This is a genomic window from Arenibacter catalasegens, assembly GCF_002909235.1.
In the GTDB taxonomy this organism is placed as follows: domain Bacteria; phylum Bacteroidota; class Bacteroidia; order Flavobacteriales; family Flavobacteriaceae; genus Arenibacter; species Arenibacter catalasegens.
On sequence record NZ_PHQQ01000012.1, the window covers coordinates 45,246 to 63,611 of the forward strand.

The following is an 18,366-nucleotide window of genomic DNA, read 5'->3' on the forward strand; positions in this document are numbered from 1 at the left end:
CGGCATGAGTAAAAAACAAACTAATAATCAGCAGCAAAAACCTAGACAGGAATTTATCTTTCAGAAAAAAAATTACCTGTTTATGTTTGTTGGACTGGCCTTAATTACCTTAGGATTTATCCTTATGAGTGGTGGTGGAAGTGACGACCCCAATGTATTTAACCCAGAGATTTATAATTTTAGAAGAATACGCTTGGCCCCTACTTTGGTATTGATAGGACTTGGCATTGAAGTCTACGCCATTTTGTTGAATCCGCATAAGAAAAAATAAATTTGGACATATTAGAGGCTATTATTCTTGCCGTTATTGAAGGTATAACCGAATACTTACCGGTTTCCTCAACAGGGCACATGATTATCGTATCTTCCTTTTTTGGTATTGCTCAGGAAGATTTCACTAAATTATTTACCATCGTCATCCAATTGGGCACCATAATTTCTGTTGTGGTGTTGTATTTCAAACGATTTTTTCAAAGCATTGATTTCTATTTTAAACTTTTGGTCGCTTTTATCCCTGCAGTTGTTTTTGGATTACTGTTAAGTGATTTTATAGACGCCTTATTGGAAAGCCCGCTTGTTGTTGCTTTTTCTTTGGTGATAGGAGGCTTAATCCTACTAAGGGTTGATGAGTTATTCGGAAATTCGGACAACACCGATATTTCATATGGCACCGCATTTAAAATTGGACTTTTCCAATGTTTGGCGATGATTCCAGGAGTATCAAGAAGTGGTGCCAGTATTGTTGGGGGTATGTCCCAAAAGCTATCCAGGACAGCAGCCGCAGAATTTTCCTTTTTCCTTGCTGTGCCTACTATGTTGGGAGCTACGCTGAAGAAAAGTTACGATTATTACGCTGCGGGATTCACACTTACCCAAGATCAAGTAAATCTTTTAATAATTGGCAACGTAGTAGGATTTATAGTAGCACTATTCGCTATAAAAACCTTCATTGGATATTTAAGTAAAAACGGTTTTAAAATATTTGGGTACTATAGGATCGTAGTGGGAATTGCTATCATAGTAATCCATTATTTTATTAGCCCCCTAACCGTAATGTAATGACTAAGGAGGATTTTTTAGAAGGACAGGTTTTACTAATAAACAAACCGTTAGGGTGGACGTCTTTTCAGGCGGTAAATTCCTTGAAATGGAATATTAGGAAGAAATTTGAACTAAAAAAAATCAAGATTGGCCATGCAGGAACCCTGGATCCGTTAGCCACCGGTTTATTGCTTGTTTGCACTGGAAAATTTACCAAAACCATAAACGAACTTCAAGGTCAAGAAAAAGAATATACTGGCACTATTACTTTAGGCGGGACAACCCCGTCCTATGATCTGGAAACGGAGATTAACGAAAACTTTCCAATTGATCATATTTCAAATGAATTGATTCACAGCGCCACTACACAATTTATAGGTGACATTGAACAGGTTCCCCCAGTGTTCTCTGCCTTAAAAAAAGACGGAAAAAGACTTTATGAATACGCCAGAGAGGGCAAAGAGGTAGAGATAAAAAAAAGAGGGGTCTCTATTAAAGAATTTGAAATTACACAGATAGAATTGCCAAAGGTACACTTTAGAGTGGTCTGTAGTAAAGGCACCTATATAAGGTCTTTGGCTTATGATTTTGGAAAAGCACTCCAATCTGGTGCGCATTTATCCTCCTTGAAAAGAACCAAAATAGGTGATTACAACGTAGATAAAGCCATAACCCCCGAGGAATTTGGTAATTTACTGCAAATCGATAGTTAAAAACTACTTCGAAATTTAAGGTGGTAACCTAACCGTTCGTCGATGATTTGAAATATTTTTGATAAAACGTGGTTATATCACTATGAATTTGAGCCGGAAACAACTTTCTTTTTTAATAACTTTTTTTTCCATGGGCTTGGTGGTACTTAGTTTGTACAATATCCACTTGGGTCAAAAAGAAAAAGAGGAGTATGTTATTGAATTAAGTTTGCTGGAAGAGGAAGACCTTGAAGAAATTATAGAGGAAAAAATCAAGGACATGGAGGAGATGGCCAATTCCGAACCCGTTAAAAGTCATATGGCCTATAACGAGGCCAACAAACCCAGTTTTGGCAACCCAGAGCCGCTCAAAACACTAGAGGAAATCATGGAGGAACAGGAACTGTCCTCTGACAGTGATGACCCAACAGACTATCTTAGTTCCGACTCCGAATATGCAACAAGAGTTAAAGAATTGGCTAAGAGAAGACGGGAAAAGCAAGAGCTTTTAGGAGAAAAGGAAGCGAGTAAAGAAGTAATGACCAACAATCTAGCCAAAAGAAGGACCTCTATTTCCTATTCTTTAGTGGACAGAAGGCATACCAGTCTGCCAATTCCCATTTACACTTGTATTGAGGGCGGCAAAGTGGTCATTAATATTAAAGTTGATCCATTTGGAAAGGTCATAGAAGCCGATGTCAACAAAAAGAGCTCTAATACCCTCAATGGCTGTCTGGTAGATAACGCCATTGAATATGCCTTAAAATCTAAATTTAATGCTGGGGAAAGAGAAGAACAAATGGGTACTATCACCTATTTATTCCAAGAAAAACAAAGATAACAGGTCGCTCACCGTATTTTGACCCTTATCCTTGTTATACCAAAGCTGTAAATCTTGTTTAAATTCTGGAGACAATTTTCCATGTTTACTCTTGTAATCCTGAACCATTTTGATTGCTTTGGATGGTCTGGAGCCCCATTCGCCATTAACCTTACCAGTAGCATCATCTATTGAAATCAATTTTGGGATAGCCATGGCGCCATTGGATAAGAACTGCTCCATTAATTCCAGGTTTTCATCACGTAATACCAGTTTTAACGAAATATTGCTATTTAGACTGGCAATCTTATTCATTACAGGTAAGGTTTGAGCGGCATCGCCACACCAACTCTCCGTAAGTACCAACCAAGTAGTCTTTTTATTTATCTTTTGGATTTTCAATTCGGAATTAGCATCGATTTTAAGGGTCTTGTCCAAGCGTTTCATCCGTTGATCGTTTAGGCGCGTATAATTCCCCAGTTCCTCGTTTTGTATGGAACCCGTAGATTTTCCCTCCAAAGCCAACTTGGAAACCATTAGCCTGTAATCCTCATAATCCATAGCCCCAATTAAACCATTTTGGACTATGTCATGTTTAGTTTCCTGTACTGTATGTTCCATAAAATTTCTATAAAATATACCTCAAAGTTAATCCTCCCAGGATTAATTTTGGGTAACAATAGTTACATTGGTAGCATTGCCTCGGCAATACTTACACAACTTTTTAATATCTGGAAGTTTTAGTGGTTCAAGGATCTTTTTTTGATCATTCCGCCTTTAGTATCATTTATACTGTTCATTACAACAAAGGCATTAGGGTCTATCTTTTCTATTTCTGTATTTAGTTTGCTGATTTCCAGTCTAGTAATTACAGCGTAAATAATATCATACTCATTATGTACGCCACTCTTTCCATAACCTCCATGTCCCTTATAAATGGTAAGTCCCCTACCCAACTTTTCCGTGATCATAAGCCTCATCTCCTCACTGCGTGCAGATATAATGGTAACTCCCGTATATTCTTCAATCCCATCAACTACAAAATCCAAGGTCTTTGAAGCCGACAAATAGGTCAACATGGAATATAGTGCCGTTTCCAAGGAAAGAAAATAGGCAGCTGCCAAGAATATTATAACATTGATGACTATAATATTATCGCCAATTTTGGTCCTTAATTTCCTACTCAGATAAATCGCCAAAACCTCAGTACCATCCAACACACCCCCACCCCTAATGGAAAGGCCAATACCGGCACCTAGAAAAAACCCGCCAAAAACTGCAACCAATAGTTTGTCCTCCGTCACTTCTGGGAAGTGTACCGTAGCCAATACAATAGCCAACCCAATAATCGCCAGAGAGGCCTTAATTGCAAATTGTTTGCCTATCACCTTAAAACCAAGATATATAAAGGGAATATTAACAAGAATGATAAGTACATATAAGGGCGTAGATGTGATTTCAGAAATTAAAAGTGAAATTCCCGTTGCCCCTCCGTCAATAAAACTATTGGGCAACAAAAAACTTTCCAAACCAAAAGCAGCAGAAAAAATCCCTGCTATAATAAATAAAGCATCATGAATATCAGCGAAAATTCCAACCCTAAATCTTCTGGATTTTTTCCAATAGGAATACAAGTTGGATTTAAAGTCATGACTCTTTTTCTTTCTTTCCGGCATATATTATTGTTAAGATAGGTTTTATAATTAACTATGACGCATTACCCAAATGCATGTTGTACAACATTTTCAGGTCGTTTTTAAAAAAATGAATTGCGTAGTTCCAAGGATGTGAAATTATAAAATCCATTTATAAAAACGGAAATCTACTCCTTGATTATTATAATTAATTTACAAGCTTTTAATAGTCCCTTAAGGTTATAATGCCAATATACTATCTTTGCTTTACGATTTACATTTAATAATGAAATATCTGTTCCATTTTTTCACAAGCCTCTTTTGCCTTTATGGTCTTTATGGCCAGAGTTCTATAGACAATGCAATAAGAAAGCACAACAATAACACCGTCCCTTATATCCAAGTGGAAGAATTAACACTTAATAACCAGTTCTTACTCCTAGATACTAGGGAAAAGAGAGAATTTGAAGTGAGCCATCTCAAAAATGCAGTATGGATTGGTGACCAGGAATTTGATATGGACATGGTTTCATCTTTAATTCCTGATAGTAATACGCCCATTGTAGTCTATTGTTCCATAGGGGTGCGTTCTGAGGATGTGGGGGAGAAGCTTCTGAATAAGGGCTATACGCAAGTTTTCAATTTATACGGTGGTATTTTCAAATGGAAAAATGAGGGTTATAAAGTATATGATTCCATAGAGAAAGAAACAGATAGAGTGCATACGTTTAACAAGCATTGGGCCAGGATGTTGACCAATGCCACAAAAGTATACGATTCCAAAAAACACAATAACTGAATACAAATATCTCTTTAAGCCAGTTAACTCTCAATGGCTGACGGAAAACGAAATAGTAGATCCACAAATTCTCAATCCCCGACCGACATCAAGTAATGAATACAGACCTACAACGACCATTTAGACCAAGCCCTTTAAATGGGCCATTCATTTCAGAGATACTATGACCCACCCAAAAAATTTACTAATAATCTTTACCCGTAACCCGGAACTAGGTAAATGCAAAACTCGATTGGCAGCAACTGTTGGCGACAAGATTGCCTTGGACATTTATAAATTTTTACTTAATCATACCAAGAGTTTTACGAAGGGATTAAACACTGAAAAATGGGTGTGCTATTCCAATCATATTTCGGAAAATGATATTTGGGATAATTCCATTTACGAAAAAAAAATGCAAGTAGGAAATGAATTAGGGGAGCGTATGGCCAATGCTTTTAAGGCCGGATTTGATGCCAGTTATGAAAAAATTATTATAATTGGAAGTGATATGTACGATTTAACTGAAAACGATTTAAAAGAGGCTTTTAATTCCTTGGACCAACATGACTATATCATTGGGCCTGCCGTTGATGGTGGTTACTATTTGCTAGGAATGAAAGTCTTTAACTCCTCCTTATTTCACAATAAAAATTGGGGTAAGGACACTGTATTGGAGGCTACCCTACAAGATATAAAAAATGAAAATTACGGTTTGCTAACTCCTAAAAATGATATTGACTATTTTGAGGACATTAAGGATATTGAAATTTTTCGCTCTTTTTTAAAAAATTGAAATTATATGACGAGTAAATTACTTAAAGAATCTACTGATTATTTAATAGGAAAAGGCTTTGATGCCCCTGAAATTGGTATCGTACTGGGAACTGGCTTAGGTAAAATGGCGGAGGATATTGAAAATCCTATTGAAGCACATTACAATCACATTCCCTATTTTCCATTGGCCACGGTAGAATTCCATTCGGGCAAATTGATATATGGCACTTTGGAAGGCAAAAAGGTTGTTGTGATGCAGGGCAGGTTCCATTTTTATGAAGGCTACGATCTTTTGGACGTTACCTACCCAATTCGGGTAATGCACATGCTAGGCATTAAAAAACTATTTATATCCAATGCAGCAGGAGCCATAAATCCAGATTATAAGAAAGGTGATATCATGCTTATCGAAGACCACATTAATCTCCAAGGCGGTTCTCCTTTGGCATTTAAAAACGTGAGTGAATTTGGGGAGCGATTTACGGATATGAGCGAACCATATAATATTCCTATGCGGAAAAGTTTGGAGAGAATAGCCGAAAAAGAAAATATAACCCTCCGTAAAGGAGTTTACGCCTCCGTGGTAGGCCCGCAACTGGAAACCAAGGCTGAATACCGAATGTTAAAGATTATTGGAGCCGATGCCGTGGGAATGAGTACCGTCCCAGAAGTAATCGTTGCCAATCACTTGCAATTGCCAATTGTTGCAGTATCTGTTCTAACAGACGAATGCGATCCCGATAATTTAAAGCCGGTCAACATTACCGAAATAATTGAAATAGCCGGGAAAACAGAACCCAAAATGATAAAGCTGTTCAGGGAACTGATTAAGGAAATGTAATTTTCAACTGTGAGTGGTGGGGAATGACGAAAGGAAGATACTAACCTGATAAGAAATTTTAAACATACTATAATGAGCTATTTAGAAGCAACAAATGAATTGTATAAAAATGCAGCATTGACCCCGGACGTTGGATTATGTTGTACCACCAATCCCATTTGGCAATTCCCTGGGTTATCTATTCCAAAAATAATGCAAGAGATGAACTATGGTTGTGGCAGCACAGTATCTGCCCAAGATTTAATTAACGACCCTAAAGTCCTTTATGTGGGTGTTGGGGGCGGCATGGAACTGTTACAATTTTCTTATTTCTCAAGGCAAAAGGGAGGAGTTACCGGTATTGATGTTGTTGATGAGATGTTGGATGCTTCAAGAGAAAACTTTAAAGTAGCGGAACTAGAAAACCCTTGGTTTAAAAAAGAGTTCGTAAACCTTGTAAAAGGAGATGCACTAAGCCTACCCATAGCCGATAACAGTATAGATGTGGCAGCTCAAAATTGCCTTTTCAACATTTTTAAGGTAGAGGACCTAAAAAAAGCGGTTGCCGAAATGTACCGTGTACTAAAACCCCATGGCAGATTGGTTATGAGCGACCCCATCTGCGAACAACCCATGAACGACATCTTGCGTAACGACGACCGACTAAGGGCATTATGCCTAAGTGGAAGTATCCCATTAAAAGATTATGTAAAGGTTTTAGCGGATGCAGGTTTTGGGACCATAGAAATTAGAGCTCGGAAATCGTACCGGGTGCTCTCTCCCAATCACTATCCCACCGATGAATTGATTTTTATAGAATCTATTGAAATTGCGGCCATTAAAGACCCTATGCCACAGGACGGCCCATGCATTTTTACAGGAAAAACAGCCATTTATTACGGTAATGAAGAATATTTTGATGATAAAAATGGACATGTGCTGATGCAAAATCAGCCTTTGGCGGTATGTGACAAAACAGCATCGGCACTTCAAAAAAGCAATGCCGAAATCCATATTAGTGACAGTACTTGGCATTATAATGGTGGAGGTTGCTGTTAATCCTAATTTTCATGTAAGGTTTAAGTGCTACTGTATACTAATCAGAGGTAAATAAAATCCTATGCGACTTAAATTATCATTTGTACTGACCTTGCTTTTGACCATCAGCGCTCATAGTGCTACGCTTACACCATGGCAAAATAAAAATTGTGCGACGGAAATTGAAGTACAACTAGATCATTCAGATTGGGATAAATTACTCAAAAAACATGTAGACAATGATGGAAATGTTGACTACAGAGGCTTTACCAAAGACATCACGGTATTGCGAACTTATTTGGATTATCTATCAAATAACCGCCCTTCCGATGAGGCCCCAAAACCTGAAAAACTTGCATATTACATTAACCTTTATAATGCCGCTACAGTTAAGCTTATTTTGGACAATTTTCCTACTAAAAGTATAAAGGATATTAAGAATCCCTGGGGGAAAAATATTGTAAAAATAGGAAACGAAGATATTTCTTTGGGTGATCTTGAACATAAAATATTACGAAAAATGGATGAACCCCTAATTCATTTTGCCATTAATTGTGCCTCTTATTCCTGTCCCAAATTACTGAACAAAGCATTTAATGCCGTTAATCTCGAAAAACTTCTGGAACAGACGGCCATCGATTTTATCAATGACCCAAAAAGAAATTTACTTACCACGGAAAAAGCTTCCTTGTCCGAAATTTTTAACTGGTACAAAAAAGACTTCACTGAAAAAGGGTCTTTAATAGAGTATATAAATAAATACGCTATAAAAAAACTGACATCAAATACCAAAATAAATTATCTAAACTACAATTGGGCTCTAAATGAAATTGAGTAATTCCGTAGACATAAGTATTATAATACCTGTCCTAAATGAATCTGTACACATAAGCACTTTGTTAGACCATTTGGCAGCGAATAGCAGTACAGGGAATATTAAGGAAATAATTGTTGTTGATGGTGGCAGTACGGACAATACCATTGCCTTGGCCAAGGCAAAAGGGGCAATAGTTACATCTTGCGAAAAAGGACGTGCTAAACAAATGAATACTGGGGCCAAGGCAGCAACTGGAGCCCTACTTTATTTTTTACATGCCGATACATACCCACCCAAGAATTTTGATCTTTTTATCTTAAATGCCTATAAAAACAATATTTCCTCGGGCTGCTTTAGAATGAAGTTCAATACCTCAAAAAAGTTTTTACAATTCTTTGCATGGTTCAGCAGAATTAACCTCAAACTATGCCGGGGAGGTGATCAATCATTATTTATTCTTAAGGATCTATTTCAAAAAACGGGAGGCTTTAACGAGAGTTATATCATATATGAAGACACGGAGTTTATAGGGCGGCTTTACAAAATATCAAATTTTAAAGTATTACCACAACACGTTATTACCTCGGCACGAAAATATGATCAACTTGGTTCTTTAAAACTTCAATACCACTTCGCTATAATTCACTTAAAGAATTTATTGGGTTTTGGCCCTGATCATTTGTATAAATATTACCAGAAAAAAATCGTCCCTTAATCGTCCCCTTATTTCCTCGTTTCATAATCCAGCAATACCCCCTCCGAAATCCACTTGGCAAGAGCTTGCCTATTATCAGGTTCCAAGATGCGCTTTTGGTCCTTTTTGTTTTTTATATTCCCTACTTCAATATAGGCCATTGCCGGCATCGTATTTTTAACTAAATACAACCCACTACGATCTCCGAAAGTCCCCTCATAGTCCCTGTTAGGCTGATATTGTTTGTATTTTTTCAAAAAAGTCTCATGGATGCTTTCCGCCAAACGCTTGCCATTTTTACTATTTTCATGATGGTAAAAAAACACATCAATATTCTGACCCCTACTACGACTATCTACATGGGTAACAATTAACCGTTGATATTTACCTATATTTTCCAAATACAGTTTGTTCACTGCATCAACACGCTGCTTTAATCGTAATAATTGGTTCAAGGGAATTTCGTCATTGGGATAAGCTACCTCATCCCTGTCTATTTCCAGCACCCGCTGATCTCTTATTCCATCATTTAAATCCCTGATAATAATATAGGTTTTGGCCCCATGGGAAATAAGTTCCTTGGCCAAACGTAGCGTAATATCATATGCATACTCGTCTTCAGCAATAATTTTTCCCTCATACTCTTCAACAGCACCGGGATCGGGTCCGCCATGACCAGAGATTAAATAATAAACGTTCCCTTGTAGTTTATTGCTCTTTATCTCCGTTATAGCATAACTTTTTCCAAAAATATCATCGGTCATAATATTGGAAACAACCTTAATTTCGGTAGTTTTTTTCTCAACGGATTCCTCTATGGCAATAGTATCCACAGGAACTATAGGTATAATATATTCCCTTCCCTCATAAAGATGCACACTATCCCTTAAATTATCTTGATTAAGATCAACAAAATGCCCGTAGTGCCTAATTGGATTAATCCCTTGCTTCCTTAATATGGAATAAATACCGTCCCCCTTTTCAGCAATTACGGTTTTAACCGAGGTTTGTGAAAAAACAGGAAACGACAATAAGGTAACTATGCTAAATAATACAAAAGGTTTTATGGTCAACACGATACTAATTTTACACAAATATTATCAAAAATACTGCCCAATTCCAAAAACAATTCCTTTTGATGCGTTTTTTGTGATGCCATGGCCATAATCTATTCGGAAAATGGCGTTAAATACTCGCTTATGAATAAATCTTAAACCAATCCCTGGATAGACCCTAATACTTTCCCTATCCGTAAAATCACTAAAATCACCTCCTGGATTTCGCCATGTACCTGAATCAACAAAAAAATTGCCTTGTAATGCAAACCAATCCCTGTCCATAAAACTATACCTATATTCCGTGTTAAAGACGATTGTACCAGTGCCCCTATCTATTTTATTCCCTACGCCCCGAATGTTGACATTATTGTCAACAGAAAAAGGAGCGAATGGCGTATCAATGTTACTAGCAATACCCAAACGTAAACGATTTGCCCAATTACCACGATATCCAAGCCTTTTATAATAGATAAAGTCATTGAAGCCAATTAAAAATTCTGGCAAATTCTCATCGGGACTCTTAACATATTGAAAATTTAAAACACTGCTAAAGCCTGAACGATAGTGATAATCATATTCTATATTCTCATAAGAGTAGATCAGCTTATATAAATATTTATCCACTTTCAAATCTTGAGGCACATTTGGACTGGTAGCGCCAGTTATATAGTTATAGTCCTCCGTAAACCAATTAATTCCAAAGTCTATCTTATTTTTATTGTTGATATTATACAAACCCAAAACCTCAAAGGCCTTGTTTTTATATTTGTAATCTGCGGTAAGATCGTTAATAAAGACTGGTTCTAGGGTCGCAATATTATTGTAACTCATAGCAAATCCCAAGTTGCCACCGATAATATAAGGTGCCCTAAAGTTTATACCATAAGAATTAAAGATGTCCCTTTGATAAAATCCGCCCAAAATCATGTTCTTGCCTAATAGGTTATACTCCTGCACGCCAATTCTATATGCAAATTCATCGTTGGTGGAAGTATACAGATTAGCAAAAGGGATCAAGGTAAAATGTTCTTCAACCGTATAAACAACCGAATAATGATTTTCCGTATTAGCATCCACTCGAAAAACAGCATTAGCAATAGAAGGCAATTGCTTTAAGCGTTGAACATCTTCTTTCAAGACTAGGGAATCCAATAAATTGCCCGTCCTTACTTTAACAAAGTTTTCTAAAAACGAAATTTTAGTTCTTTTGGCGCCTTCAAAGTTCACCGTAGTCACAGTAGATTGCTGGGTGTATCCAGTTATAAATAAAAAAAACAATAATACCCTTAAACCAATTTTCATTATCAATGTGAAATTATATAGGAGAAGAAATAACGAATATAATCGGATACGACACGGAATAAGTTAAGGTAGTAAGGCCCTGTAATAAAGCCCTAGTATAACTTATAGAAATTTTTTATCACTTCTTGGGCCGGTTTATTTTGCGGGGTAAACCTATTATCGTTTATCCCACCCGCTTTTGCATGATCAATAAACCATTTCCAGACAAACCCACCTGCAAACCACTCTTCTTTCCAAAATTCTTCAAATATAGCTTTAGTAGCATTGGCCTGGGCTTCGAGGTTTACATCATCCTGACTGTGATCCACCAGCCAAGGTTTTTTTGCCGTATAATTATTACTCCTATAACCGTATTCCGTGAAAATAATAGGTTTGTTTTTCGCCAAGGCCAATGACCTTATTTTTTCTTTATGTGGCTGCCATCCCTTTCTTAATTGTTCAACTGTAGGCGTTTTCTCGTCGCTTAAGGGGAAATAAGCGTCTATCCCTATAAAATCTAGATCATCCCAAAATGGTGTTCTTCCATATTCGTCCCAATTGGCCGCATAGGTCAGTTTCCCTTTATAAACACCCTTGATTTTTTTGATCAATTCGGTCCAATACTCCGGTCTGTGATTAACAAATTGCTCAAGCTCAGTTCCAATACAAAAAGCATCAGCCTTGGTTTCTTGTGCCAGCGTGGCATATGCCATAATGAAGTTGTCATAAGAGACCTCCAATGCCTCCCAATTTTCTTCGGAATTCATTGTTAAACTACCTGTAAACTCACCCCTAGAGATCCATATCTGAGGCTTTAACATTACCTTTAAGCCATTCTTATGTAAGATATCTATGTACTGTCTAGCACCGGTTCTTGTTTCCCCGAACCATTGTCTTGAAGTGTTAAAAATAATTTCGGGAGAGTCCTTATCCCTTATAAATCCAAAAGGCATTACCGCTGCACACTTGGCATTGACATTTCTTACCGCATCTACATGTTCCTGGGATACTTTGTCCCTTGAGGCTACGAAACTTACACCATTAAATTTCTCAACTACCTGACCGCTACAACCAAGCTGTAAAAGGAATAAGAAAAGTAAACCTAGGTGTCGCATGCATATAGAATTTGACCCTAAATTAGGCTATTTATTGATCATTTTAAAAAATAGCCCGCAATCCCAAGTTAAATGTTTGTCCCAAACCTGTATTATTTCCTCTAACAAAATTGGTATACAATCCTTCCAGATTTAGCGCATTTGTTAATTGGTATTTTACACCACCACCAAAAGCTGTATAATTTTGGGCAAAATTATTACCCAAATCCAATCTTTGGGAGTGTTGCGCCAATGCTAAAATGGTAAATTTGGAACTTGGAAAATAACTTAAAAATATACCTGGAGACAAGTTTAAGCTATTATTAGCAAAGCTTTCACCCGCTTTTCCGAAACTTAATTCGGAATTAAGTTCTGTAAACAATTGCCATTTCCTATTAGCAAAAGTAAGGTCATAAAAAAATCGATTCTGCCATATATATCCCTTTTGATCTAAAAACACTCCATTTTCAGTCTCATTATCTACTAGTGGAATAAAAAAGGAACTTTGGACAGAAAAGTTACTCAGTGATTCAAAGGGTACAAATTTTACGGATGGAGCTATCGAAGTTATCCCTGACCTTGCAGTAGCGTTTTCACCATCAAACTTAAATACATCCAAGGCATCCCTGTCATTTACGACATTTGATCTTACCTCTACAATGGCGCCGAGATTCCATCTATTGTTATCGCCCAAGCCCGTGTAAATTTCAATGGTAGAAGTGAAAAATGTTTTTCTAGCCTCCTTACTATTTGAAAACGTACTTTTCGTCTCTGTGTAAAGATTATTGAACCATTTTAGATCCCATTGCCCTTTCCCCATTAATTTAGAAGGAGTGTACTGTTGAATATTACTATCCGTATCCTGGTCCAAATCTTGGGATAACCCCATAGTAAAAACAAAAAAAGCCAGTAGTAAGTACCATTTATTTTGAATGTTTTTCTTTCCCATATTATCTTTTGGTTCGTTATTATTAATCTGCAAGCAAATTTTAAAATTTCCTCCTTGAGGTCAATTACCTCAGGACAAGCCCATGAGGCATCGAAAGGAATCTACTTATAATATTTCGACACCCGCATGAACGGAACGGGCGGGCAAGTGTCGGAGCATACAAATCTCACTAAGCGAGTAAAAAATTATCTAAATTTCTATATTAACCCTCTGCCAAATGGTAAATCCAAGTCTGTTAAATTCCAATAATTATTTGACTTTAACTTTAGGCAAAGTACCTAAATTGACTGTTAAAGCCCAAAAATCTATAAAAAGTATCACATACTTATTACAAAATTATGTTTTTTAAGATACTGCTTATCTCGGGCATCCTGTTGTTTGTTCCCCCTCATTTTATAAAATTCCCAAAACCAGTATTAACAATTCGCAATGCTGATCACTCTATATTAGGAACAAACTTAGATTTTATTAGCTTTGCCAATAATTAAATTATAAGCGACCAGTGGGAAGTAAGAATAAACTTAAACGGTTTAAGGAGAATGAAACTTTTAAGAATGTAGTTCAACCAAATAGGGAGGAAATTACTAACGGCACGTTTTCCTTAAAGGGAAAATGGAACGAATTTTTCGGAAATGACAAGCCTTTAGTTTTGGAATTGGGGTGTGGCAAAGGGGAGTATACCATTGGGATGGCCAAACAAGACCAAAATAAAAACTATATAGGAATTGATATAAAGGGAGCCCGGTTTTGGCGTGGCGCAAAAACGGCAATAGAGGAGAATATAAACAACGCCGCCTTCCTGCGCACCCAGATAGAACTCATAGACGAACTTTTTGCTGCCAATGAAGTTTCCGAAATCTGGATTACTTTTCCTGACCCACAAATTAAATATAAACGCACCAAACATAGACTAACCAACGAGGTGTTTTTGGAAAAATACAAATTAATCCTAAAAGAAGATGGGGTGGTTAATCTAAAAACCGATAGTGAATTTATGCACGGGTATACTTTGGGCCTTTTACATGGCAAAGGATTGGAAGTGCTTTATGCCAATCACGATGTTTATAAAAATGAAGGCAGCCCAAAAGAAGTTTTGGACATACAGACTTTCTATGAAAAACAGTATCTTGAAAAAGGAAAACCCATTACTTATATAAAGTTTAGAATAAGGTAAACCATGGAGCACTTACTCATTCTTTTTTTTGCCACTTTTTCAGCTGCCTTCATGGCTACCGTACCACCAGGATTATTGAACATGAATGCCGCAAAAATTAGTGTGGAAAAGGGAAAGACCAATGGTGTTATTTTTAGTCTCGGGGTTTCTACCATGATAATAATCCAGGCTTATATTTCCGTGATGATTTCCAAATTTCTATTCATACATCCGGAGATTATAGACCTTCTTTTAAAAATAGCCCTTATTGTCTTTGGTTTTTTTGCAATTTATTTCTTTGTCAAGGCCAAGAAAAATAAACGGGAAATTCCCAAGATAGTTAAGGTAAGTAAGCGAAATAGCTTCCTTAAAGGGATATTGTTGGCAGCGGTGAATTTACTGACCATTCCTTATTACAGCGGGTTAAATGCAATGTGGAATGCCTCCGGCTGGATAAAATTTCAATTCCGAGATATTGCCACCTTTATACTCGCAGCAGGATGCGGCACTTTTACAGTACTCTACTTATATACTGTCTATTTCACCAAATTGGAAACCAAGAACAATGGATTTTCAAAAAATTCCAATTATATTCTCAGTGCATTAATGATGTTGCTATTGGTGATTACTTTAATTCGAATATTTTACACCTGATGAAACCCGAAAATGAGAACTTCTTTGTAAAAGTATATGAAGTGGCAAGACAAATACCATTTGGGCGGGTAACCTCCTATGGTGCCATTGCCAAATATTTGGGAACCGCAAGGAGTGCCAGAATGGTTGGCTGGGCAATGAACGGTGCACATAAAATGGGGGATATTCCAGCCCACAGAGTGGTAAATAGAAAAGGACTTTTAACTGGAAAACATCATTTTGATGGTACTAACCTAATGCAGCAATTATTGGAAAATGAGGGAATAAAAGTCGTGGAAAATCAAATCGTGGATTTTGAAGCCCACTTTTGGGATCCTTGGCTAGAATTAAGGTAATTAACTTACACATATTTGCCTATAGTTTTGGGATGATCCATACAAATAGAGAATACTTATTAACCTATTTTACTTTTCAATTCCCAGACTTCTTAATCTCGCTCCTAAGCCCTATCTTTGTAATTTAGAATCAGTTTTAATAATGACTGAATAAGAATAGTTTAGGATGAAATTAGACAAGAAAGACATACTGAAAGCACTTGAAAACATCACAGTCCCAGGAGAAGGGCAAAATATGGTGGAAAGTGGTGCTGTAAAAAATATTATGGTTTTTGGCGACGAGGTCATTGTTGATCTTACCATTTCCAACCCAAGTTTACAGGCAAGAAAGAAAACCGAGGTGGAAATTTTAAAAGTTATTCATGCCAAAGTGTATAACAAGGCCAAAATTACGGTTAACGTAAAGGTAAATGCTCCCGCTGCCAAGCCTAAAGCAAATGAGATCAAGGGCAAACCTGTCCCCGGGATCAAAAATATAATTGCAGTGGCTTCTGGAAAAGGAGGAGTTGGAAAATCTACAGTAACAGCCAATTTGGCGGTTACCTTAGCTAAAATGGGATTCAAAGTAGGTCTGTTGGATGCTGATATTTACGGGCCTTCCATGCCTATTATGTTCGATGTAACCCAAGAAAAGCCTCTATCTGTCAAAGTCGAAGGGAAATCAAAAATGAAGCCAGTGGAAAATTATGGCGTCAAGATTTTATCCATAGGCTTTTTCACCCAACCCAATCAGGCTGTAATTTGGAGAGGCCCTATGGCCGCCAAAGCACTTAATCAGATGATATTTGATGCGCATTGGGGAGAATTGGATTTTATGTTATTAGATCTTCCTCCAGGAACCGGGGATATACATTTAAGCATTATGCAATCCTTGCCGATCACAGGAGCGGTAGTTGTAAGTACTCCACAGGAAGTGGCATTGGCAGATGCCCGCAAAGGAGTGGCGATGTTCCAACAAGATTCCATAAACGTACCAGTATTGGGAATAGTAGAAAATATGGCGTATTTTACACCTGAGGAATTGCCAAATAATAAATATTACATTTTTGGGAAAGAAGGTGCCAAACATTTGTCAGAAGATTTGAATGTTCCGTTTTTAGGGGAGATACCTCTGGTACAAAGCATTAGGGAAGCAGGTGATGTAGGAAGACCGGCGGCATTACAAACAGCGACCGCAATAGAAGCGGCTTTTGAGGAAATTACAAAAAATGTAGTTCGGGAAGTGGTGGAAAGAAACACAAGTTTACCTCCAACAGAGGCTATTAAAATAACTACAATGGCGGGTTGTTCGGCTGTTAAAAAGAAGTGATTATGACATCGATTGAACTTAAAGATAACGTTGAAAAGGCTTTGGAGGAAATCCGCCCTTTTTTACAAAGTGATGGGGGGGATATTTCCCTTGTTTCCATAGACAATGACATTTCCGTTAAAGTACGTCTGGAGGGGGCTTGCGTAGGCTGTACTGTAAACCAGATGACCCTTAAGAGTGGCGTTGAAATGACCATAAAAAAATATGCCCCCCAAATACAGGAGGTTATTAATGTAGGCTAAGTACCTGACTTTTATCATAAACAATTTTCAACTCCTTTTTTAGCTTTGTAGCTATTTTAAGTTCATTTTTCCATGATTAAAACAGACATTCTAATAATTGGTGCAGGCCCAACAGGTCTTTTTGCTGTTTTTGAAGCAGGTCTTTTACAACTAAAGTGTCATCTTATAGACGCATTGCCACAAGCAGGAGGGCAGTGTTCCGAAATATATCCCAAAAAACCTATTTACGATATTCCAGGCTTCCCAGAAGTGTTGGCAGGTGATTTGGTAAATAACCTTATGGAACAGATCAAAGCATTCCAACCGGGATTTACTTTGGGCGAACGAGCCAACACGATTGAAAAATTAGATGACGGCACTTTTTTGGTAACCACCAACAAAGGTACCCAGCACAATGCCCCCATTATTGCCATTGCCGGTGGTCTTGGCAGTTTTGAACCCAGGAAACCCTTAATCAATAATCTTAGCGCTTTTGAGGATAAAGGTGTTGCTTATTTTATTAAGGACCCCGAAGTTTATCGCAATAAAAAAGTGCTGATCTCAGGAGGAGGCGATTCTGCCCTGGACTGGAGTATCTTTTTGGCCAATGTGGCTTCTGAGGTAACTTTAGTACACAGAAGAAATGAATTTAGAGGTGCTCTGGATTCAGTAGAAAAAGTACAGGCCCTGAAAAATCTAGGAAAAATAAGCCTTATAACTCCTGCAGAAGTAGTGGAATTAAGGGGTTCTGATAAGCTGGAGGCTGTAGTAATAAATAAATCCGGTGATCAGGACCAAGAAATTATCAAGGAAATAGACGATTTCATCCCATTGTTCGGGCTTTCCCCTAAACTTGGCCCTATTGGAAATTGGGGCCTAGAAATTGAAAAGAACGCCATAAAAGTAAATACTTTCGACTATCAGACCAATATTCCTGGCATTTATGCCATAGGTGATGTAAATACCTATCCTGGCAAATTAAAATTAATTCTTTGTGGTTTTCATGAAGCGACCCTAATGTGCCAAAGCGCGTATCAACGCATTTTCCCAGACAAAAAATATGTGATGAAATATACTACAGTAGGTGGTGTATCCGGTTTTGATGGAAGTAAAAAAGAAGCTCCTAAAGCTGTGGTTAAGTCCATTGATTAAAAAAAACAACTATTTCCTAAAGTAAATCCCTTAAATTTGCTGCCAATTA

22 protein-coding genes are annotated in these 18,366 nt (G+C 37.3%); 16 read left to right on the forward strand and 6 right to left on the reverse strand.

Translation table 11 applies throughout. From position 1 onward, the window contains the following. Positions 1 to 4 precede the first annotated feature (4 nt). The 4 genes from CWD90_RS11125 (at position 5) to CWD90_RS11140 (ending at position 2,574) form a co-directional block, all read left to right on the forward strand. Complete coding sequence (locus CWD90_RS11125; protein WP_103476141.1) at positions 5 to 271, forward strand: DUF3098 domain-containing protein; 267 nt, start codon at positions 5 to 7, stop codon at positions 269 to 271. Positions 272 to 273: 2 nt separating this feature from the next. Further along, positions 274 to 1,059 (forward strand): undecaprenyl-diphosphatase UppP, encoded by a 786-nt coding sequence (uppP, locus tag CWD90_RS11130; RefSeq protein WP_103476142.1) that lies wholly within the window; start codon positions 274 to 276, stop codon positions 1,057 to 1,059. Further along, the gene (gene truB / locus CWD90_RS11135) at positions 1,059 to 1,754 is read left to right on the forward strand and encodes a tRNA pseudouridine(55) synthase TruB (RefSeq protein ID WP_103476143.1); all 696 of its coding nucleotides are present in this window, start codon (positions 1,059 to 1,061) and stop codon (positions 1,752 to 1,754) included. The genes uppP and truB overlap by 1 nt, the downstream gene beginning before the upstream one ends. An 82-nt stretch (positions 1,755 to 1,836) precedes the next feature. Beyond that, complete coding sequence (locus tag CWD90_RS11140; RefSeq protein WP_103476144.1) at positions 1,837 to 2,574, forward strand: energy transducer TonB; 738 nt, start codon at positions 1,837 to 1,839, stop codon at positions 2,572 to 2,574. Here CWD90_RS11140 and CWD90_RS11145 read toward each other — a convergent pair. Both CWD90_RS11145 and CWD90_RS11150 read right to left on the reverse strand, forming a co-directional pair. Then, a complete protein-coding gene (locus tag CWD90_RS11145) occupies positions 2,551 to 3,174 on the reverse strand; it encodes a thioredoxin family protein (RefSeq protein ID WP_103476145.1) in 624 nt (207 codons plus the stop codon). The genes CWD90_RS11140 and CWD90_RS11145 overlap by 24 nt on opposite strands. A 119-nt stretch (positions 3,175 to 3,293) precedes the next feature. Beyond that, positions 3,294 to 4,229: a YitT family protein gene (locus CWD90_RS11150; RefSeq protein ID WP_103476146.1), complete on the reverse strand. Its 936-nt coding sequence runs from the start codon at positions 4,227 to 4,229 to the stop codon at positions 3,294 to 3,296. 244 nt (positions 4,230 to 4,473) lie between these two features. On the opposite strand from CWD90_RS11150, the gene CWD90_RS11155 reads away from it, so the two are divergent. From CWD90_RS11155 to CWD90_RS11180, 6 genes are all read left to right on the forward strand, one after another. Further along, a complete protein-coding gene (locus tag CWD90_RS11155; RefSeq protein WP_103476147.1) occupies positions 4,474 to 4,986 on the forward strand; it encodes a rhodanese-like domain-containing protein in 513 nt (170 codons plus the stop codon). 163 nt (positions 4,987 to 5,149) lie between these two features. Continuing rightward, on the forward strand, positions 5,150 to 5,761 hold the full coding sequence (locus CWD90_RS11160) for a TIGR04282 family arsenosugar biosynthesis glycosyltransferase (RefSeq protein ID WP_103476148.1): 612 nt from the start codon (positions 5,150 to 5,152) through the stop codon (positions 5,759 to 5,761). Between the two features lie 6 nt (positions 5,762 to 5,767). Further along, a complete protein-coding gene (locus CWD90_RS11165) occupies positions 5,768 to 6,583 on the forward strand; it encodes a purine-nucleoside phosphorylase (RefSeq protein WP_103476149.1) in 816 nt (271 codons plus the stop codon). Between the two features lie 72 nt (positions 6,584 to 6,655). Beyond that, positions 6,656 to 7,621 (forward strand): arsenosugar biosynthesis arsenite methyltransferase ArsM, encoded by a 966-nt coding sequence (arsM, locus tag CWD90_RS11170; protein WP_103476150.1) that lies wholly within the window; start codon positions 6,656 to 6,658, stop codon positions 7,619 to 7,621. A gap of 61 nt (positions 7,622 to 7,682) precedes the next feature. Beyond that, complete coding sequence (locus CWD90_RS11175; RefSeq protein WP_103476151.1) at positions 7,683 to 8,438, forward strand: DUF547 domain-containing protein; 756 nt, start codon at positions 7,683 to 7,685, stop codon at positions 8,436 to 8,438. Then, positions 8,425 to 9,132, forward strand: coding sequence for a TIGR04283 family arsenosugar biosynthesis glycosyltransferase (locus CWD90_RS11180; protein WP_103476152.1), 708 nt, complete (start codon positions 8,425 to 8,427; stop codon positions 9,130 to 9,132). Before CWD90_RS11175 ends, CWD90_RS11180 begins: the two co-directional genes overlap by 14 nt. 8 nt (positions 9,133 to 9,140) lie before the next feature. On the opposite strand, the gene CWD90_RS11185 is transcribed toward CWD90_RS11180, so the two are convergent. From CWD90_RS11185 to CWD90_RS11200, 4 genes are all read right to left on the reverse strand, one after another. Beyond that, positions 9,141 to 10,187 carry an N-acetylmuramoyl-L-alanine amidase family protein gene (locus tag CWD90_RS11185; RefSeq protein WP_103476153.1) on the reverse strand — a complete coding sequence of 349 codons (1,047 nt, stop codon included), beginning with the start codon at positions 10,185 to 10,187 and terminating at the stop codon, positions 9,141 to 9,143. A gap of 24 nt (positions 10,188 to 10,211) precedes the next feature. Continuing rightward, entirely contained in the window at positions 10,212 to 11,471 is a 1,260-nt protein-coding gene (locus tag CWD90_RS11190; RefSeq protein ID WP_103476154.1) for a POTRA domain-containing protein, read from the reverse strand. Positions 11,472 to 11,563: 92 nt separating this feature from the next. Continuing rightward, positions 11,564 to 12,565 carry a glycoside hydrolase family 113 gene (locus CWD90_RS11195; RefSeq protein ID WP_103476155.1) on the reverse strand — a complete coding sequence of 334 codons (1,002 nt, stop codon included), beginning with the start codon at positions 12,563 to 12,565 and terminating at the stop codon, positions 11,564 to 11,566. A gap of 43 nt (positions 12,566 to 12,608) precedes the next feature. Beyond that, complete coding sequence (locus CWD90_RS11200) at positions 12,609 to 13,493, reverse strand: hypothetical protein (RefSeq protein WP_394335823.1); 885 nt, start codon at positions 13,491 to 13,493, stop codon at positions 12,609 to 12,611. Between the two features lie 502 nt (positions 13,494 to 13,995). Here CWD90_RS11200 and trmB point away from each other — a divergent pair. From trmB to CWD90_RS11230, 6 genes are all read left to right on the forward strand, one after another. Then, positions 13,996 to 14,667: a tRNA (guanosine(46)-N7)-methyltransferase TrmB gene (trmB, locus tag CWD90_RS11205; RefSeq protein WP_103476156.1), complete on the forward strand. Its 672-nt coding sequence runs from the start codon at positions 13,996 to 13,998 to the stop codon at positions 14,665 to 14,667. 3 nt (positions 14,668 to 14,670) lie between these two features. After that, positions 14,671 to 15,300: a LysE family transporter gene (locus tag CWD90_RS11210; protein WP_103476157.1), complete on the forward strand. Its 630-nt coding sequence runs from the start codon at positions 14,671 to 14,673 to the stop codon at positions 15,298 to 15,300. Beyond that, complete coding sequence (locus CWD90_RS11215) at positions 15,300 to 15,635, forward strand: MGMT family protein (RefSeq protein ID WP_103476158.1); 336 nt, start codon at positions 15,300 to 15,302, stop codon at positions 15,633 to 15,635. Before CWD90_RS11210 ends, CWD90_RS11215 begins: the two co-directional genes overlap by 1 nt. Positions 15,636 to 15,801: 166 nt before the next feature. Next, positions 15,802 to 16,944 carry an Mrp/NBP35 family ATP-binding protein gene (locus CWD90_RS11220; RefSeq protein WP_103476159.1) on the forward strand — a complete coding sequence of 381 codons (1,143 nt, stop codon included), beginning with the start codon at positions 15,802 to 15,804 and terminating at the stop codon, positions 16,942 to 16,944. A gap of 2 nt (positions 16,945 to 16,946) precedes the next feature. Then, positions 16,947 to 17,186, forward strand: coding sequence for a NifU family protein (locus CWD90_RS11225; protein WP_103476160.1), 240 nt, complete (start codon positions 16,947 to 16,949; stop codon positions 17,184 to 17,186). A 72-nt stretch (positions 17,187 to 17,258) separates the two neighbouring features. Further along, positions 17,259 to 18,317 (forward strand): NAD(P)/FAD-dependent oxidoreductase, encoded by a 1,059-nt coding sequence (locus tag CWD90_RS11230; protein WP_103476161.1) that lies wholly within the window; start codon positions 17,259 to 17,261, stop codon positions 18,315 to 18,317. The last annotated feature ends 49 nt before the right edge of the window (positions 18,318 to 18,366 follow it).

What these genes read in the sequence shown, in the direction of transcription:
- CWD90_RS11125 (WP_103476141.1), top strand. Translation starts at nt 5, where the DNA reads ATGAGTAAAAAACAAACTAATAATCAGCAGCAAAAACCTAGACAGGAA.
- truB (WP_103476143.1), top strand. Translation starts at nt 1,059, where the DNA reads ATGACTAAGGAGGATTTTTTAGAAGGACAGGTTTTACTAATAAACAAA.
- CWD90_RS11140 (WP_103476144.1), top strand. Translation starts at nt 1,837, where the DNA reads ATGAATTTGAGCCGGAAACAACTTTCTTTTTTAATAACTTTTTTTTCC.
- CWD90_RS11145 (WP_103476145.1), bottom strand. Translation starts at nt 3,174, where the DNA reads ATGGAACATACAGTACAGGAAACTAAACATGACATAGTCCAAAATGGT.
- CWD90_RS11150 (WP_103476146.1), bottom strand. Translation starts at nt 4,229, where the DNA reads ATGCCGGAAAGAAAGAAAAAGAGTCATGACTTTAAATCCAACTTGTAT.
- CWD90_RS11155 (WP_103476147.1), top strand. Translation starts at nt 4,474, where the DNA reads ATGAAATATCTGTTCCATTTTTTCACAAGCCTCTTTTGCCTTTATGGT.
- CWD90_RS11160 (WP_103476148.1), top strand. Translation starts at nt 5,150, where the DNA reads ATGACCCACCCAAAAAATTTACTAATAATCTTTACCCGTAACCCGGAA.
- CWD90_RS11165 (WP_103476149.1), top strand. Translation starts at nt 5,768, where the DNA reads ATGACGAGTAAATTACTTAAAGAATCTACTGATTATTTAATAGGAAAA.
- arsM (WP_103476150.1), top strand. Translation starts at nt 6,656, where the DNA reads ATGAGCTATTTAGAAGCAACAAATGAATTGTATAAAAATGCAGCATTG.
- CWD90_RS11175 (WP_103476151.1), top strand. Translation starts at nt 7,683, where the DNA reads ATGCGACTTAAATTATCATTTGTACTGACCTTGCTTTTGACCATCAGC.
- CWD90_RS11180 (WP_103476152.1), top strand. Translation starts at nt 8,425, where the DNA reads ATGAAATTGAGTAATTCCGTAGACATAAGTATTATAATACCTGTCCTA.
- CWD90_RS11190 (WP_103476154.1), bottom strand. Translation starts at nt 11,471, where the DNA reads ATGAAAATTGGTTTAAGGGTATTATTGTTTTTTTTATTTATAACTGGA.
- CWD90_RS11195 (WP_103476155.1), bottom strand. Translation starts at nt 12,565, where the DNA reads ATGCGACACCTAGGTTTACTTTTCTTATTCCTTTTACAGCTTGGTTGT.
- CWD90_RS11200 (WP_394335823.1), bottom strand. Translation starts at nt 13,493, where the DNA reads ATGGGAAAGAAAAACATTCAAAATAAATGGTACTTACTACTGGCTTTT.
- CWD90_RS11210 (WP_103476157.1), top strand. Translation starts at nt 14,671, where the DNA reads ATGGAGCACTTACTCATTCTTTTTTTTGCCACTTTTTCAGCTGCCTTC.
- CWD90_RS11215 (WP_103476158.1), top strand. Translation starts at nt 15,300, where the DNA reads ATGAAACCCGAAAATGAGAACTTCTTTGTAAAAGTATATGAAGTGGCA.
- CWD90_RS11220 (WP_103476159.1), top strand. Translation starts at nt 15,802, where the DNA reads ATGAAATTAGACAAGAAAGACATACTGAAAGCACTTGAAAACATCACA.
- CWD90_RS11225 (WP_103476160.1), top strand. Translation starts at nt 16,947, where the DNA reads ATGACATCGATTGAACTTAAAGATAACGTTGAAAAGGCTTTGGAGGAA.
- CWD90_RS11230 (WP_103476161.1), top strand. Translation starts at nt 17,259, where the DNA reads ATGATTAAAACAGACATTCTAATAATTGGTGCAGGCCCAACAGGTCTT.